Genomic DNA, 15,139 nt, shown 5'->3' on the forward strand with positions numbered 1-15,139 from the left:
ACACCGACGCTCATGGCTGCATCTGCGCCAGATGGCGCCGCTGGTGGTGAACTGCCGCGTCCGGACCCGGGAAGATGAGTGTCACGGCACCGTCATCGGACCATCGCACGACATAGGGCGGCTCGCCTCCGGCGCCTCGCACCTCGAGGACTTCGCCGTCGCGACCGTGCTCGCCGAGCAGGTGGCCCTTGATCAGGATGCGATCGCCGACATGTGCACGCATGAGTCGCACCTCCTCACTTCCAGGCTCCCGCTGCGCCGTCCACGCGGGCAGGGCCGAACGTCCCACCAGCGGGGTCCCTTGGCCCTGCCGGAGCGGCTCCCCTGGTGGCTAGCGTCGAAGACATGCTCCGGCGTGAACCCGTCGAGCTGCCCGAGCGCAGCTACCCGCGCGAGCCGTGGCGGCTCGTCGAATCCCGGTTCCATCCCCGCCACACCGCGCGGACGGAGACCGTGTTCGCGCTCTCCAACGGCTATCTGGGGGTGCGTGGCACGCACGACGACGGCCGGCCGGTGTTCTCGCCCGGCACGTTCGTGAACGGCTTCCACGAGACGTGGCCGATCACGCACGCCGAGGAGGCGTACGGCCTGGCCCGTACGGGTCAGACGATCGTCAACGTGCCGGACGCCAGTGCGCTCGTGCTGTTCGTCGATGACGAGCCGTTGGTGCTGCCGGTGACGAGGGTCCGTGAGTATGGCCGCGTGCTCGACATGCGCGCAGGCACGCTCACGCGTGAGTTGCTGTGGTCGACACCGGCCGGCAAGCACGTGCGGGTGCGCTCGACCCGGCTGGTTTCGTTGCATCACCGCCATCTCATGGCGATCGACTACGAGGTCACCGTGCTCGATCACGCCGCACCCGTCGTGATCCGCTCCATGCTGGTGAACCACCAGGACCGCCGGCGGACCGATGACGAGGTGACGCGGACCGCCGACCCGCGGCTGGGCACCGTGTTTCCCCGAAGGGTGCTCGACCTGCGCACCCGGCGCGTCGAGGGCGGCCGGTTCGTGGTCGGCTACCGGACGGTGGGCAGCGGGATGACCTTGGGCATCGGCGTGGACCACCGGGTCCAGGTCGCCGACGGTCACGATGTCACCAGCCGCGTCGATCCCGACCTGAGCGAGACCGTCATCCGGATCGATGCCGCCGCCGGAGTTCCCCTGCGGGTCACGAAGTACGTGGCGTACCACACGTCCCGATCCGCGGAGACCGACGATCTCGCCGACCGCTGCGAACGCACCCTCGACCGGGCCGCGGACGAGGGCTTCACCACACTCCTCACGCAGCAGCGAGCCGAGCTCGACCGGTTCTGGGAGCGAGCCGACGTCCAGGTCGACGAACGCGGCGACACCGGCGATTCCGTGGCCCTGCAGCAGGCCGTGCGGTGGAACCTCTTCCAGATCGCCCAGGCCACCTGGCGGGCCGAAGGCAGCGGCGTACCGGCCAAGGGGCTCACGTCACCGGCGTACGAGGGGCACTACTTCTGGGACACCGAGATGTACGTGCTGCCGTTCCTCTGCTACACGCAGCCGCGCATCGCCCGCAACCTGCTCCGCTTCCGGCACGACATGCTGCCCCGGGCGCGGCACCGCGCCGATGAGCTCGACCTCACGGGTGCGGCGTTCCCGTGGCGCACGATCAACGGCGAGGAGGCATCGGCGTACTACGAGGCCGGCACCGCCCAGTTCCATCTCAACGCCGACATCGCCTACGCCCTGCGCCGCTACGTCGACGTCCGCGGCGACCCGGGATTCCTGGCCGAGGCCGGCGCCGAGCTGCTGGTCGAGTCCGCCCGGATGTGGGCCGACCTGGGCTTCTACGGTGACGACGGCGCCTTCCACATCCACGGCGTCACCGGCCCGGACGAGTACACGACGGTGGTCGACGACAACGCCTACACCAACCTGATGGCCCGTGAGAACCTGCGTGACGCCGCGAGCGTCGTGGAACGCATCCGCCGCGACGACCCGGCCGAGTACGCGGCACTGGCCGACGCCGTCGGGCTGCGGCCGGAGGAGGCGAAGACCTGGCGGCGCGCCGCCGCCGCCATGGCGATCCCCTACGACGAGCAGCGCGGCATCCACCCGCAGGACGCGGCCTTCCTGGACCGCGAGGTGTGGGACCTCGACTCCACCCCGCGGGAGAAGTTCCCGCTGCTGCTGCACTACCACCCGCTGGTCATCTACCGCCGTCAGGTCGTGAAACAGGCCGACGTCGTGCTGGCGATGTTCCTGCTGGGCGACGAGTTCACGGCCGAGCAGAAGCGACGCAACTTCGAGTACTACGAGCGGCTCACGACCGGCGACTCGTCGCTGTCGGCGTGCGTGCAGGCCATCGTCGCGGCGGAGATCGGCGAGGAGAAGGCCGCCCTCGACTACTTCCGGTACGCCCTGCTGATGGACCTGGGCGACGTCGCGGGCAACGTCGCCAACGGCGTGCACATCGCTTCGGCCGGGGGTGTCTGGATGGCCCTGGCCTACGGCTTCGCCGGGCTGCGCGACCGCGGCGGCGAGCTCGCGTTCACCCCACGTCTGCCGACGTCCTGGGCCCGGCTGCGGCTGCCGCTGCGCTTCCGCGACCGCCAACTGGAGATCACGCTGACCGAACGCCGGGAGACGTACCGGCTGGTCGAGGGCGAGCCACTCGACGTCACCGTGCGCGGGCACCGCTACCGGCTCACCGCGGCCGAGCCGCTCGAGGTCAGTCCGCCGTCGTCGCCGTCGACGAGCGGCTTCGCCAGGCGTACCGAGGCGGGAGGTCCAACGGACATCGGCGGCGGGGACCATCGCCTCTCCACGGGTCGGGCGGACGGCGATGGACTGGAAGCGTGAGCACGGAGAGGAGGTGAACAGATGAGCCTCACCCCGCGGCACGACCTCCGCCGCGCGGTCCCCGACCTGCTCGACTGGGTCGAGGATCTGCCCAGCATGTTCGCCTGGCCCACGCCGCCCGGCCTCCGCGCGTTCCGGCTGGAGGAGCACCTCGACGACGAGAAGTACGTCGTCCGGGCCGAGCTGCCCGGCATGGACGCCGAGATGGACATCGCGATCGAGGTCACCGACGACCGGCTGACGATCACCGCCGAGCGCACGGACCGTCGCGAGGAGGCCGACCGCTCGGAGTTCCGCTACGGCCGGTTCCACCGCACCGCCGTCCTGCCCAAGCGCGCCGACGGCAGCAAAGCGACGGCTCGCTACGAGGCCGGGATCCTGGAGATCACGGTCCCGATCGTCGAGACGCCGTCCGAGTCACGCAGTGTTCCGATCACGAGAGGATGACCGCCACGACCCACTGAGCATCCCTGAACCCGTGTGCCTGCCCTTGCTCCCGTTCGGGCAGGCACACGCATGTCTCGTGCCAACTTGCGACGCTCGACAAGATGCCTCATCGATCCGACCGCTTGGGCGAATCACGGGACGCATGTGATCATCGGAGCGGTCGCCGCTAACATTCCAGCGTGGAGGTCGCGTGGATAGCGCTAGTGGTGGCGATCTGTTCCTTGGCGTGGAACGTCATTTCTACCGTAATTGGATGGCAACATGCACGGCCAAGGGTGCGATTGGTTGTTGGCACCACTAGCGAAAGCTACTCGCTCTCGTCGCCTGAAGGATCGGTCACTCTAGACCTTTCCGCGGTCAACTATGGCGGCAGGGCCACCTCAATAATGGGCTTGGGTGTCTGGGCCTCGCCGCACTGGCCGGGGCAGAGTTTCTGCCGCCGCGGCCCGGCCGCGAAAGTCTCTATTCGGCGGGCACTACACGGCGCCACCTCCGCAAGTTCGTCGGCGGCATCGATGAACGGAGGCGCAAGCGTGGCCCGAGAACGTTGCCAGGTTCTTACTTGGTCGACAATGGAATCCGTAAGCAGGGCAGCACAGCGCAGCAGTGGCTCACAGGTCCGCAACTGCCGACGACGCTTGACCCGAGCCATTCGTTGACCTGGAAGCTAGATTTCCCAGTCTCATACAAGTGCGCAACGCGCCCGAGCTCCCGACGCACGTAAATGCATACATCGATCTCAGCACCGGCCATCGAATCTGGGTTGTCATCGTCATCGATGAGTGGGCTTTCGACCGCGCATGGAAGATGCTGGAAGGTCGACTTAGGGCCGACAACCGGATCACATTTCCGCAGTGGCCGAAACATCGTCCTGACCAACACGAGGCATTGGACGACCTGCCGTCCCCGGACATTCAGCTGCACCTGAGAAGCAGTCGACCTGAGCGCATAGTCCACCAGGCCGGCTAGAACGGATCGGCGGCTTTGTGCGTGCGAATCGACGACGATCCTTCGTGTAGTACGAACGATGAGAAGCCGACCTGAGGACTCGCCCGGGTAGCGTCTGTCGTCAATCGGAGGCTCTGACGGCCACGGCCGGGCGGATCCGCGCGGCGCGCTGCGCGGGTGCCAGCGTGGCCAGCACCGAGGCGGCCAGCGTGATGAGGACGAGGATGAGGATCTGGCCCCAGGCGATCGGGTACGGCCCGGTGATGGTCTCGAACGCGGCGCTGTTGCGGTAGAGCAGCCAGGTGGTGGCGACGCCGAGCACGGAGCCGATGATGACGCCTTCGACGGCGATGAACGTGCTCTCGGCGAGGAAGGCGGTCCGTACTGTGCCGGCCTGGAAGCCCAGCGCGCGCAGGACGCCGATGGCGCGCCGGCGCTCGCGCACGGCGCGGACCATGATCACGCCGAGGCTGATGATGCCGACCAGCAGCCCCAGCGCCAGGTAGCCCTGCATGAGGCGGAAGAACTGGTTGTTCGCGGCGTAGGTCTGCTCGACCGCTGCGGCGAGGTCGGTCGCCACGACACCGTGGTCGACGTGGGCGCCCTGGATCTCGGGCACGAGCCCGCCCACGTCGACACCGTCAGCGGTGCGCAGCAGCGCGCTGGACTGCGTGGCCGCCGGCCCGAACTGGTCCACGACCGCGTCGGCGCCCAGGAAGACCGGGAACCGGAGGTCGGCGCCGGTGACGCCGTAGAAGGGGCTGCCGTCCCGGACGACGCCGGCGACGGTGCGCTCGGTCTGCTCCCCGGTGCGGGGGTCGGTGAGCGTGATGACCTCACCCGGTGCCACGGGCTCGCCCGGCGGGCCGCCGGTCGACCCGTAGAACGTGTCGACGAGGACGTAGGCCGGGTCCTGGCGGATGAGGTCCCACGCCGCGCGGTCGCTGAGCAGCCGCGGCAGCCGCGCGTCCAGCACGGGCGGCGTGTCGGTGAAGTCGGTCGCGACGCCGACGGCCACCACCGGCAGCCGTTCGGTCGTGGCCAGGCGCGGGTCGTCGCCCTCGGCGACGGCGATGGTCAGCGGCGACACGTCGTTGATCTCGCCGGCGAAGTCTCTCGTCAGTTCCTGCCGCAGGTCCCCGATCGGCATCGTGGGGTTGTAGTCCACCCGCAACGACCAGCCCGACGTGGCATCGGCGACGGCCTGGTCCATGTTCCGGTCGATGATCGTCATGATCTGCGTCATCAGCACGATGACCAGGACGACGACCGAGTACATCGCCAGCGTGGCGCCGGTACGGAACCGCTTCGCCGTCGGGTACGCCACCGCGAGCCGGGTGGCCAGGCCGCGCTGGGTGGGCCGCTGCGTCAGCCGCCGGAGCGGCCGCAGGAGCACCGATTGGTGCAGGCTGACCAGGGTGACCGCCGCGAACGAGAGCATGCAGCCGAGCACCACGTACGGTGCGGTGCTGGCCTCGTCGTAGATGTCCGGCCGGACGGTGTTGGCCAGCAGCCCCCACGCCAGTACGCCCAGCGCCACGACGGTCAGCGCCGTGCGCGATCCCATCAGCCGCGACAGCATCGGCACCGCGGCGACGGCGGCCAGCGTGGGCAGCAAGTAGGTCTGCGTGGCCGCGCTGGCGATGACCGCCGGGACCGCCGCCGCCGTGAGCAGCACGGTGGCGATGGCGGACAGAATGACCAGTCGCGTGCGGGTCTTCGGGCGGACCGGTGCCTCCAGGTCGCGGATCGCGGCGATGATGTTCGTGCGCGCGATCCGGACGCTGGTCAGGATGACGGCCAGGAAAGCGAACAGGAAGCCGGCCGCCGCGCCGCCGATCAGGCTGGCCGGGGTGATCTCGAAGGCCACCCGCAGCTGGTTCTCGCCCTGGTCGTAGCTGTTGAGGATGCGCAGCGCGATCGCGACGATGACCCGTCCGAGCGCGATACCGAGGAGCGCACCGAGGACGGCGGAGGTCAGCGCGTAGACGGCGCCCTCGATGGCGAACTCGCCGGTGACGTGCCGGCGCCGCATGCCGATGGCCCGCAGGATCCCCAGCTGGCCTCGGCGCTCGTCGGCGAGCATCACGAACACGTTCACCAGCAGCAGGATCCCGGCGATGATGCAGAAGCTGCCGATGAACAGGAACATCGAGCCGAGGCTCTCGCCGGTCTCCGCGGCGGCGTCCAGGACGTCCTGCTTCGGTGTGGCGACCGCCGCGCCCTGCGCGGTCAACGGCCCGAGCAGCTCCGACATCGCGGCGCTGACCTCGTCGGTGAGCTCCGCGCCCGCCTCCACTCCACCGGAGTTGGACACCAGCGTGGTGGTCGTCGGTTCCACACCGCCGGCGGCCGCGGCCGCCGTCAGCACGCCGGGTGAGACGAACGCGTCCCGGTTGGCCGAGGCGCCCAGGCCCAGTCCGGCCAGGCCCTCGGCGGGCACGACCTGTGTCACGACGGCATCGAGCCGCTGACCGTACGCGTGGAAGGTGAGCTGGTCGCCCGGGCCGGCGCCCAGCCGGTCGGCCAGGTTGTCGTTGATGATCACGCCTCCGCTGCCGGGATCGGCGACGTCGAGCCCGGACGGGTCCGGCGCGCCGAAGCCGGCGGCCGCGTCGAAGTCGACCTCCCACAGCAGCACCCGCGGCTCGGCGACGACGCCGTCGGCGCCCTGCCGGACGGCGGCGGCCTGGTCGCCGCGGATGGTCAGCACGCCGTCGACGCGTGGGTCGTCCCTGAGCGGAGCGAGCCGGTCGGCCACCTCGTCGCCCTGGTCCAGGGTCGCCGAGCGGACCGACTCGTCGACCGGTCCGAGAACGTCATAGGCGGTCTGCCGGACCGAGCGGTCCAGCGAGTCGCCCACGGCGAGGCTGGCGACGATGAGCGCGGTGCCCAGCACCGAGCCGAGGACGACCAGGAGCGTCTCCGTCGGCCGGCGAATGATCTGGCGCAGCGCCAGGCGGCGCAGCACGGCCTTGCCCAGCAGCACGGTCACGAACGCGACCGCGGCGGCAACGGCGACGACCAGGGTGGTCGTCAGCGGGTCGAGCATCGTCCTCACCTCATCGCGGGTGCGCGAATCTCGTCGCGGATGAGGCGGCCGTCGCGCATGGTGACCAGCCGGCCGGCCGAGTGGCCGATGCCGTCGTCGTGGGTGACCAAGACGATCGCCTGGCCCTCGTCCTCGTTGAGCCGGCGCAGCAGGTCCATCACCTGCGCGGCCATCGCGGAGTCCAGGTTGCCGGTCGGCTCGTCGGCCCAGACGACGGCCGGCCCCGCGACGAGCGCACGGGCAATGGTCACCCGCTGCTGCTCGCCGCCGGACAGCTCGTTGGGCCGGTGGCCGGCGCGCCCGGCCAGGCCGACCTTGTCCAGCATCGCGACCGCGCGCTCCCGTGCCTCCCGGGCGGGCACGCCGACCAGCAGCAGCGGCAGCTCGACGTTCTCGGCCGCGTCGAGCACGGGGATCAGGTTGAACGACTGGAACACGAAGCCCATCGAGCGCGCCCGGTGGGCGGTGCGTTCGTGGTCGCTCATGGCGAACAGGTCACGGCCCTCCACGAGTACCCGGCCGCCGTCGATGTCGTCGAGGCCGGACAGGCAGTTGAGCAGCGTGGTCTTGCCGGAGCCCGACGGGCCCATGACGGCCACCAGCTCGCCGCGCCAGACCGTGAGGTTCAGCTCGTCCAGGGCCACGACCTCCTGCTGCCCGGTCCGGTACACCTTGGTCACGGATTCGGCGACCAGCAGCGGCTCGTTGGCGGTGGTGGTCATCATGCACCCCCTGTGGTGCGGTCCCGCCGGACGGCGAGGTAGATGAGCAGAGCGGCGATCAGCAGGCCGAACCCACCGACGCCGATGACGATCAGCGCCGCCCAGGGCAGGACGGGGAGCTCGGCGGCCACCCGGGCGCCGACGTCGACGCCGGCGCCGCCGTCGGCGTTCATCGCGACGACCACCCAGCGGCCGTCCTCCGGCTCGAACGTCAGCGTCTGGTCGCCGGTCCCGCTGCCCGTCGCGGTCCAGAAGTCCTGGGCCGCGGGCTCGGTGGCCGGTGCGGTGCCGGAGTGCTCCCGGTAGGTGACGTCGTCACCGGAGATCCGGGTGACCTCGTCGTAGCCGAGCCCTTCCAGGTAGGCGGCCGCATCGGACTCGCGCGCCACCCCCACGAACACGTCGCCGTCACCGGCGTCGAAGCGGATCTGCACCTCGCCGATGACGTCGCGCACCTGGACCCAGTCGGGTACGTCGGTGTCGATGTCCAGCCCGGTGCCGACGATCGCGTACTGGTCACTGCTGAACTCGACCTGCGCGCTGGACAGGTAGCCGCCGGAGTCGCGCTGCGTCCGGTCCACGATCAGCGCGGCGGCGCCGCCGGCCACCAGGCCGAACGAACCGAGCGCGACGATCGAACCGAGGACCAGCGCCACCACCCGGCCCGCTCCCATCCGTCGAGCAGGCGGAGCTGGAGGCTGCGGAGGTGGTGCCACCGTCGGTGCCGGGTCGACGGCGTGCACCGACCCGACGTCGAACCGGCCGGAGCCCAGTTCCAGGACCGCGGGTTCCCGCTCCCCCATGTCCAGGCGGAACGGCGGGTACTCGTCGGTCATCAGTGCGGCATACGCCACCACCCGGTACACCCAGCGGTTGAGGCCGAGGACGAGGTCGAAGATGCCGCGCGGATAGCGGCCCGTCACGGCGAGCGCGACGGCGGCCACCACGACGAGCAGGCTGATCAACCCCGTGATCGGGCTCCGCACCACCCAGTCACCGGCCTGGGACCCCAGGTAGGTCACGCCGCCCAGGAAGATCCCGATGATCAGGTAGTGCGGGATGGCCAGCAGCCACCACTTCACCAGCACCAACCCCCGCGACAGCCGCTCGGGATACGCCACGTCCAGCCGGGCCGGGTAGTCCGGCACATCAGCCAACGTGAACGGCGGGTACCGATCGGTGCCGAGCGCGCCGTAGCTGTAATACGCCACCCGCCACGACCACCGCAGCACACCGACGTTGAAGTCGAACAGCGCGCGCGGGTAGCGCCCGGTGAACAGGATGGCCACGAACGCCATGACGCTCACCACGGCGAACGCCGCCCACAAGAACGCGAGAACCACGTAATGCGGAATGGCCAGGAACCACTTCACCAGCCACAACCACCGCGACATGCCCGTATCGAGCCGGCCCGCGAGACGGACCGGCGAACCGGCGGCCACTGCCATCGGACTCATCCCCTTCGGACGGAAGCTTCTCCCCCAGTCCACGCCCGCTTCGCCACCACCGGCAGAGGAGTTCGTCGCCATGCCGCGGGGCCCAACGGCGGGACCGATGCCCGGACAACGCGGGACCTTGGCCCCTCGCCAGGTTCGCCGGCTGATGGTGTCGTCGTCGTATGGACACCCAGGCGGGAGAACACGCCGACACCACGAGGCGCATCAGGGAACGTCGCAGGGCGCTGATCGCCGCCTCGACACTCATGGCCTCGACCACGGTGGCCGTCGCCACCCACGCCCGCCTGTGCAACTGGGGCGCGACGGCCGAGGAAGGCGTCCGCCAGCTCCCTGGTGACGAGTTCATCTTCGACGCCGACTCGGCCACCACCCGCGCCGTCACCATCAGCGCGCCCCGCGAGGAGGTGTGGCGTTGGCTCGTGCAGATCGGCCAGGACCGCGGCGGCTGGTACAGCTATGACTGGCTGGAGAACCTGTTCGGCCTCGACATCCACAGCACCCATGACATCCGGGACGAATGGCAGCACCTCGCTGCCGGCGACCAGGTGCGGGCCGCGCCCGCGGGCGTCCTCGGCATGAAGGACGGCTACGCCTTCCGAGTCGCCCGCATCGACCCCGGCCACGCCCTCGTGCTCCGCCAGCAGCCGCCCGAACACCCCTGGGACGCCACCTGGGCGTTCGTGCTCGTCGACGACACCCCCGACAGCTGCCGCCTTCTGGTCCGCAGTCGCTCGAAGCGCTCGCCCGGCCTCACCGGCCGGCTCACCTGGATCGGCGGCGAGCTCATGGACCCGATCGTCCTCGTCATGACGCGGAAGATGCTGCTCGGGATCCGGGCACGCAGCGAATTCGCCCGCGACCGGCGGCTGCGCCGGACAGCTGCCTGATCACACCGGAAACACCAACCGAAGGGGAAACCATGAAGGCGCTCGTGTACCACGGCCCCGGCCGCAGGTCCTGGGAGGACGTCCCGGACCCCGCCGTCAAGAACCCGGACGACGCAGTCGTACGGATCGACTGCGTGACGATCTGCGGCACCGACCTGCACATCCTCAAGGGTGACGTCGCCACCGTCGAACCGGGCCGGGTCCTCGGCCACGAAGCGGTCGGCACCGTCGAGGAGATCGGCGGCAACGTCCGCAACGTCGCCGTCGGCGACCGCGTGCTCGTCTCGTGCATCTCCGCCTGTGGGCGGTGCCGGTACTGCCGCGAAGGCCGCTACGGCCAGTGCCTGGGCGGAGGCGGCTGGATCCTCGGCCACCGCATCGACGGCACGCAGGCCGAGCGGGTCCGCGTCCCGTTCGCCGACACATCCGTCCACCGGCTGCCGGACCAGGTGAGCACCGAGGACGCCGTCATGCTGGCCGACATCCTGCCCACCTCGTACGAGGTCGGCGTCCTCGCCGGCGCCGTCCGGCCGGGCGACACCGTCGTCATCGTCGGCGCTGGGCCGATCGGTCTCGCCGCCGTCATCACGGCCCGGCTGTTCAGCCCGTCACACATCGTCGTCGTCGACCCCGCGCCCGGCCGCCGTGAGGCCGCCGCGGCACTCGGCGCCGACGTGCAGCTCGATCCCGGTGCCGACGACGTCGCCGTGCGGGTCCGCGACCTCACCGACGGTCTGGGGGCAGACGTCGCCGTCGAAGCCGTCGGTATCCCGGAGACCTTCGAATCGTGTGTCGAGCTGGTCCGCCCCGGAGGCCACGTGGCCAACGTCGGCGTACACGGCGCACCGGCCACGCTGCATCTGGAGACCGCCTGGATCCGCGACCTCACCATCACCACGGGCCTGGTCGACACCCACACCACACCGGTCCTGCTGCGCATGCTGGCCGCCGGCCAGCTCGCGCTGCCCGGCCTCGTGACGCACCGGTTCGGCCTCGACGAGATGCAGGACGCCTACGACGTGTTCTCCCGGCCGTCCGAGACCGGCGTGCTCAAGGTCGCGCTGTTCGGAGCCGACCGTCCTCGCCCCGGCATCGAGTGACCCATGGCCGACCTGCACCTGTGGTGGCTCGCCGAGACCCTGACGTGCGAGTACGCCGGTGCGGTCGCCGCCGACACCGTGGTGCGGGCCGTCTCCTCGGCAGCCCGCACCTTACGTCGTCTGGACCTGAGCGACGACGTCTTCTGGGAGCTCACCGAACAGATGGCCCGTCGCCAGCTGACCGATCTCCTTGCTCATCGCTGACCTCGGACGCCGTCAATTTCCTGCGTGGGAGTCAGTCATCGGCCGGAGCCCTACCCTGGTCCCGTGGTAGTCGACCCCGCCCCGCTTCGAATCCTGGGCAGGTCCCGAGGCTATCGCTGAATGCATCCAGTGGGCCGACGTGGCCGCTCAGCTCCTCTTCGAGCGGGGGAACCTGGTGCACAGCGGCTGGGTGACCACGACGGACGACGACGGGGTCGCCCAGCTGACTCGGAGGCACATGAAGACCGGCGACGAGTATCCGTTCAGCCAGTCCGACCTCGAAGAACTCGGCCACGAGCTCGGTGTGCTGGCCGCCACCGGGTACCTGTTCATGGCCGTCGCGATGACGGAGCTCTTCGACTCCGACGAGTGATCAAGACGTGTCGCACACCTTTGTCGACTGCGTCCGCGGCGAAAAGGCCGGCCACGCCGGCCAGGACGACCGCCCAGCCGACCACGGTGGGTCCCTCGTGGTCGAAAACCTCGGCGAGGGCAGGCACGTAGACGACCAGGAGCGACACGGTGAGCGCGAGCCCGATGGCGGGCAACAGCAGCCGGTTGGTCGTCCAGCCCAGTTCGCCGGGCCGTCGCGTGGAGCTGCGGCAGGCGAACGCGTTCGCGGTCTGCGCCAGGACGACGGCGAGGAACGCCGCGCCCGAGGCGGCCAGCTGAGTCGCCCCGCCGGGGAACGGCTCACCCGGCCGCCAGCCCGCCGCGACGAACGTCAGCACGAACGCGGCCATCGAGAACAGCGTGATGGTGGGCCCGAGGACACCGAACGCGCGCCGGGCCACGGTGCGGTCGAGGAGGCGTCCGGTCACCGGCGGCCGGTCCAGCACGCTTTTGGCCGGCGGTTCGGCCCCCAGGGCGACCGCGGACCAGGTGTCGGTACCGATGTCCAGGGCAAGGATCTGCAGGACACCCAGAGCCAGCGGGAACTGCCCGCCGGAGAGCATCCAGACGACGAACGGCGTGAGCTCGGCCACGTTGTCAGAGAGGTGGTAGGTGAGGAAGCGCCGGATGTTCAGGAACGTCGCCCTGCCGAGCTCCACGCCGGCGACGAGGGTCGCGAAGTGGTCGTCGAGCAGCACCAGGTCCGACGCCTCGCGGGCGACGTCGGTGCCGGAGCGGCCCATCGCGATGCCGATGTCCGCCTCGTGCAGCGCAGGGCCGTCGTTCACACCGTCGCCGGTCATCGCCACCACGTGGCCCCGGCCGCGCAGGGCGCGGGCGATGCGCAGCTTGTCCTCCGGTGACACCCGGGCGACGACCACGCCGTCGCGGTCGAGCAGCGCCCCGAGAACGGCCTCCTCCGCCGGCAGCTCGGCGCCGACGAGCACCGGATCGTCCTTGCGGCGCAGGCCCACCTCGGAGGCGATCGCCGCAGCCGTCGCCGGATGGTCGCCGGTGATCATGGCGACCTTGATGCCGGCATGCCGGCACGCGCGGATGGCCTCGTGCACGTCGTCGTGGGGCGGGTCTTCCAGGGCGAGCAGGGCGTACAGCTCGAGGTCGCGCTCGGCGTCCGCGGCCGTCTGCGGAACGGTCGCGCCGGCCGCACGGCCGGCGACGGCGAGCACCCGCAGGCCACGATCGGTGAGCGCCGCCAGCGCGTCCACGGCACCATCACCGCCGTCGCCACGGGTGCACAGCGGCAGTACGGCATCGGGCGCGCCCTTGACGATCACCTCGTCGCCGGCCACGACCGACATGCGCCGGCGCCGCGGGTCGAACGGGAACCGGACCAGGACCTCGGCCGGGATGTCACCATCGACGCCGACCCGCCGGGCCAGGGCGTCGAGTGCGGCCTCCATCGGATCACCGTGCGCTCTCCATTCGCCCCCGACCTGGTGCACGTAGCCGGTCGAGCACAGCACGCCGGCCCGGGCCGCCCGCCGAACGCCCGCGGCGGCAGGCGCGGACTCGTACTCCACCTCGGCGTCCGGCGCATAGCCCGGTGTGAGGATGCGCGCGCCGCCTGACGGTGTCCATGCCTCGACCACCGTCATCTGGTTGAGGGTGAGGGTGCCGGTCTTGTCGGTGCAGATGAAGGTGGTGGAGCCGAGCGTCTCGACCGCGTCGAGGTTGCGGACCAGCGCCTTCTTGCGCGCCATCTGCTCCGCACCCCACGCGAGCGAGAGGGTCACCGTCGGCAGCAGTGCCTCCGGCACGAGCGCGACGGTGACCCCGATGGCGAACACGAGCCCGTCGGAGGCCGGCTCTCCGGTCAGCATCGCCACGGCGAAGAATGCGGCACCGACGCCCACCGCGATGGCGGCGATCGTCCGTACCACGCGCCGCAGCTCACGCGTCAGCGGGCTGGCCGGCGACGTGGACTCCGTCGTGAGGTGCGCGATGCGGGCCAGAGCGGTACCCGCGCCGATGGCCGTCACCCGCGCCGTCGTCGCACCCTCCACCAGGAAGGTGCCGGCGTGCACCGGATCGCCCACGGCGACGGCGACCGGCTCGCTCTCGCCGGTCAGCAGTGAGGTGTCGACCCGCAGGCCCTCCGCGACGACGACAGTGCCGTCGGCCGGCACCCGGTCGCCGGACTCCAGCGCCAGCAGGTCGCCGACGACGACCTCGGTCGCGTCGACCTGCCTGCGCCGGCCGTCGCGGATCACGGTGACGGCCAGCGGCAACAAGTCACGCAGCCGGTCCGCGGCCCGGTCCGCCCGGCTCTCCTGGACGAAGGCGAAGAGCGCGTTCAGGACGATCACCACGACGATCGCGACGCCCAGCTGCGGCAGACCCGCGACGAACGCCAGTGCGGCCGCCAGCCAGAGCATGACGGCGAAGAAGTGGACGAGCTGGTCGAGCAGCCGCCGTGCGGCCGACGTCCGGGCCGGAGCCGGCAGGCGGTTCGGCCCGTCCCGTGCCAACCGGGCCGCGGCCTCGTCGCTCGACAGACCGGCGACAGCGGCGACGGTCACGATGCCAGCCCGGCCGATGCGGGTGCCGCCGCATCCGTGTGGCCGAGGAGGGCACGCATACGTGCCCGTCCACCGGCGACCGCGGCCAGGACGTCACGTTCACTGACGATGCCGACCAGCGACCGGTTCGCGTCCAGCACCGGCAACGCGGTGAAGCCGCTGTCGAGCAGGATCCGCGCGGCCAGCCCGACCGGTGCATCGTCACGCACCCGTGGCCGCAGCCGGCCCAGCAGCAGTTCACCGAGCGTCTCGCGGAACGGCGGGTCGCCGCGTTCGCACCAGGCGATCGCGACGTCCTCGAGCGAGACCACGCCGTGAACGCGACCCGTGTGGCTCACCACGGCGACGTGCCCGGATCCGGTGCGGCGCATGAACTCCCACGCCGTCAGGCAGGCCGCGGACGGATCGAGCACCTCGACCCGCCGGGACATCACCTCGGCGACGGTCACCGACATGGCGCCTCCCCTCTCCTGACCTCACGCTAGGCCGCCACCCGCGCAGCGCACTGGTGCCGAAGGTCCCCAGGTCACGGGTCGAACGAGGGTGGTGCCGCAGCG

General features: G+C 70.8%; 12 protein-coding genes. 6 read left to right on the top strand and 6 right to left on the bottom strand.

What is annotated here, in order from left to right; all coding sequences use genetic code 11:
* Positions 1–10 precede the first annotated feature (10 nt).
* A complete protein-coding gene (locus DY240_RS21635; RefSeq protein WP_119661915.1) occupies positions 11–223 on the bottom strand; it encodes a DUF1918 domain-containing protein in 213 nt (70 codons plus the stop codon).
* Between the two features lie 122 nt (positions 224–345).
* On the opposite strand from DY240_RS21635, the gene DY240_RS21640 reads away from it, so the two are divergent.
* Both DY240_RS21640 and DY240_RS21645 read left to right on the top strand, forming a co-directional pair.
* Positions 346–2,832, top strand: coding sequence for a glycoside hydrolase family 65 protein (locus tag DY240_RS21640; RefSeq protein ID WP_119661916.1), 2,487 nt, complete (start codon positions 346–348; stop codon positions 2,830–2,832).
* A 21-nt stretch (positions 2,833–2,853) separates the two neighbouring features.
* On the top strand, positions 2,854–3,279 hold the full coding sequence (locus DY240_RS21645; protein ID WP_199702001.1) for an Hsp20/alpha crystallin family protein: 426 nt from the start codon (positions 2,854–2,856) through the stop codon (positions 3,277–3,279).
* 1,069 nt (positions 3,280–4,348) lie between these two features.
* On the opposite strand, the gene DY240_RS21650 is transcribed toward DY240_RS21645, so the two are convergent.
* Genes DY240_RS21650 through DY240_RS21660 form a run of 3 tightly spaced genes read right to left on the bottom strand, consistent with a single transcriptional unit; the run spans position 4,349 to position 9,449 of the window.
* The gene (locus tag DY240_RS21650) at positions 4,349–7,279 is read right to left on the bottom strand and encodes an FtsX-like permease family protein (protein ID WP_119661917.1); all 2,931 of its coding nucleotides are present in this window, start codon (positions 7,277–7,279) and stop codon (positions 4,349–4,351) included.
* Between the two features lie 5 nt (positions 7,280–7,284).
* Positions 7,285–8,001 carry an ABC transporter ATP-binding protein gene (locus tag DY240_RS21655; RefSeq protein WP_119661918.1) on the bottom strand — a complete coding sequence of 239 codons (717 nt, stop codon included), beginning with the start codon at positions 7,999–8,001 and terminating at the stop codon, positions 7,285–7,287.
* Complete coding sequence (locus tag DY240_RS21660; RefSeq protein WP_119661919.1) at positions 8,001–9,449, bottom strand: DUF4389 domain-containing protein; 1,449 nt, start codon at positions 9,447–9,449, stop codon at positions 8,001–8,003. Before DY240_RS21660 ends, DY240_RS21655 begins: the two co-directional genes overlap by 1 nt.
* A gap of 170 nt (positions 9,450–9,619) precedes the next feature.
* Between DY240_RS21660 and DY240_RS21665 the strand changes: the two genes are divergently transcribed.
* The 4 genes from DY240_RS21665 (at position 9,620) to DY240_RS21680 (ending at position 12,022) form a co-directional block, all read left to right on the top strand.
* The gene (locus DY240_RS21665) at positions 9,620–10,345 is read left to right on the top strand and encodes an SRPBCC family protein (protein WP_147375426.1); all 726 of its coding nucleotides are present in this window, start codon (positions 9,620–9,622) and stop codon (positions 10,343–10,345) included.
* A 32-nt stretch (positions 10,346–10,377) separates the two neighbouring features.
* Positions 10,378–11,445: a zinc-dependent alcohol dehydrogenase family protein gene (locus DY240_RS21670; protein WP_119661921.1), complete on the top strand. Its 1,068-nt coding sequence runs from the start codon at positions 10,378–10,380 to the stop codon at positions 11,443–11,445.
* Positions 11,446–11,448: 3 nt separating this feature from the next.
* Positions 11,449–11,649, top strand: a complete 201-nt coding sequence (locus DY240_RS21675; RefSeq protein WP_119661922.1) for a hypothetical protein — start codon at positions 11,449–11,451, stop codon at positions 11,647–11,649.
* Positions 11,650–11,788: 139 nt separating this feature from the next.
* Positions 11,789–12,022, top strand: a complete 234-nt coding sequence (locus DY240_RS21680) for a hypothetical protein (protein WP_119661923.1) — start codon at positions 11,789–11,791, stop codon at positions 12,020–12,022.
* Here the strand turns inward: DY240_RS21680 and DY240_RS21685 are convergent.
* A complete protein-coding gene (locus DY240_RS21685) occupies positions 11,979–14,582 on the bottom strand; it encodes a cation-translocating P-type ATPase (protein ID WP_119661924.1) in 2,604 nt (867 codons plus the stop codon). The genes DY240_RS21680 and DY240_RS21685 overlap by 44 nt on opposite strands.
* On the bottom strand, positions 14,579–15,037 hold the full coding sequence (locus tag DY240_RS21690; RefSeq protein ID WP_119661925.1) for a CBS domain-containing protein: 459 nt from the start codon (positions 15,035–15,037) through the stop codon (positions 14,579–14,581). Before DY240_RS21690 ends, DY240_RS21685 begins: the two co-directional genes overlap by 4 nt.
* Positions 15,038–15,139 lie beyond the last annotated feature (102 nt).

Origin of the sequence: Jiangella rhizosphaerae, from assembly GCF_003579925.1 — a bacterium.
GTDB classification, from domain to species: Bacteria; Actinomycetota; Actinomycetes; order Jiangellales; family Jiangellaceae; genus Jiangella; species Jiangella rhizosphaerae.

Bases quoted from the DNA above. Each gene is read 5' to 3' on its own strand.
- DY240_RS21690 (WP_119661925.1), bottom strand. From the start codon at position 15,037: ATGTCGGTGACCGTCGCCGAGGTGATGTCCCGGCGGGTCGAGGTGCTC.
- DY240_RS21665 (WP_147375426.1), top strand. From the start codon at position 9,620: ATGGACACCCAGGCGGGAGAACACGCCGACACCACGAGGCGCATCAGG.
- DY240_RS21650 (WP_119661917.1), bottom strand. From the start codon at position 7,279: ATGCTCGACCCGCTGACGACCACCCTGGTCGTCGCCGTTGCCGCCGCG.
- DY240_RS21640 (WP_119661916.1), top strand. From the start codon at position 346: ATGCTCCGGCGTGAACCCGTCGAGCTGCCCGAGCGCAGCTACCCGCGC.
- DY240_RS21660 (WP_119661919.1), bottom strand. From the start codon at position 9,449: ATGGCAGTGGCCGCCGGTTCGCCGGTCCGTCTCGCGGGCCGGCTCGAT.
- DY240_RS21655 (WP_119661918.1), bottom strand. From the start codon at position 8,001: ATGACCACCACCGCCAACGAGCCGCTGCTGGTCGCCGAATCCGTGACC.
- DY240_RS21675 (WP_119661922.1), top strand. From the start codon at position 11,449: ATGGCCGACCTGCACCTGTGGTGGCTCGCCGAGACCCTGACGTGCGAG.
- DY240_RS21635 (WP_119661915.1), bottom strand. From the start codon at position 223: ATGCGTGCACATGTCGGCGATCGCATCCTGATCAAGGGCCACCTGCTC.
- DY240_RS21670 (WP_119661921.1), top strand. From the start codon at position 10,378: ATGAAGGCGCTCGTGTACCACGGCCCCGGCCGCAGGTCCTGGGAGGAC.
- DY240_RS21645 (WP_199702001.1), top strand. From the start codon at position 2,854: ATGAGCCTCACCCCGCGGCACGACCTCCGCCGCGCGGTCCCCGACCTG.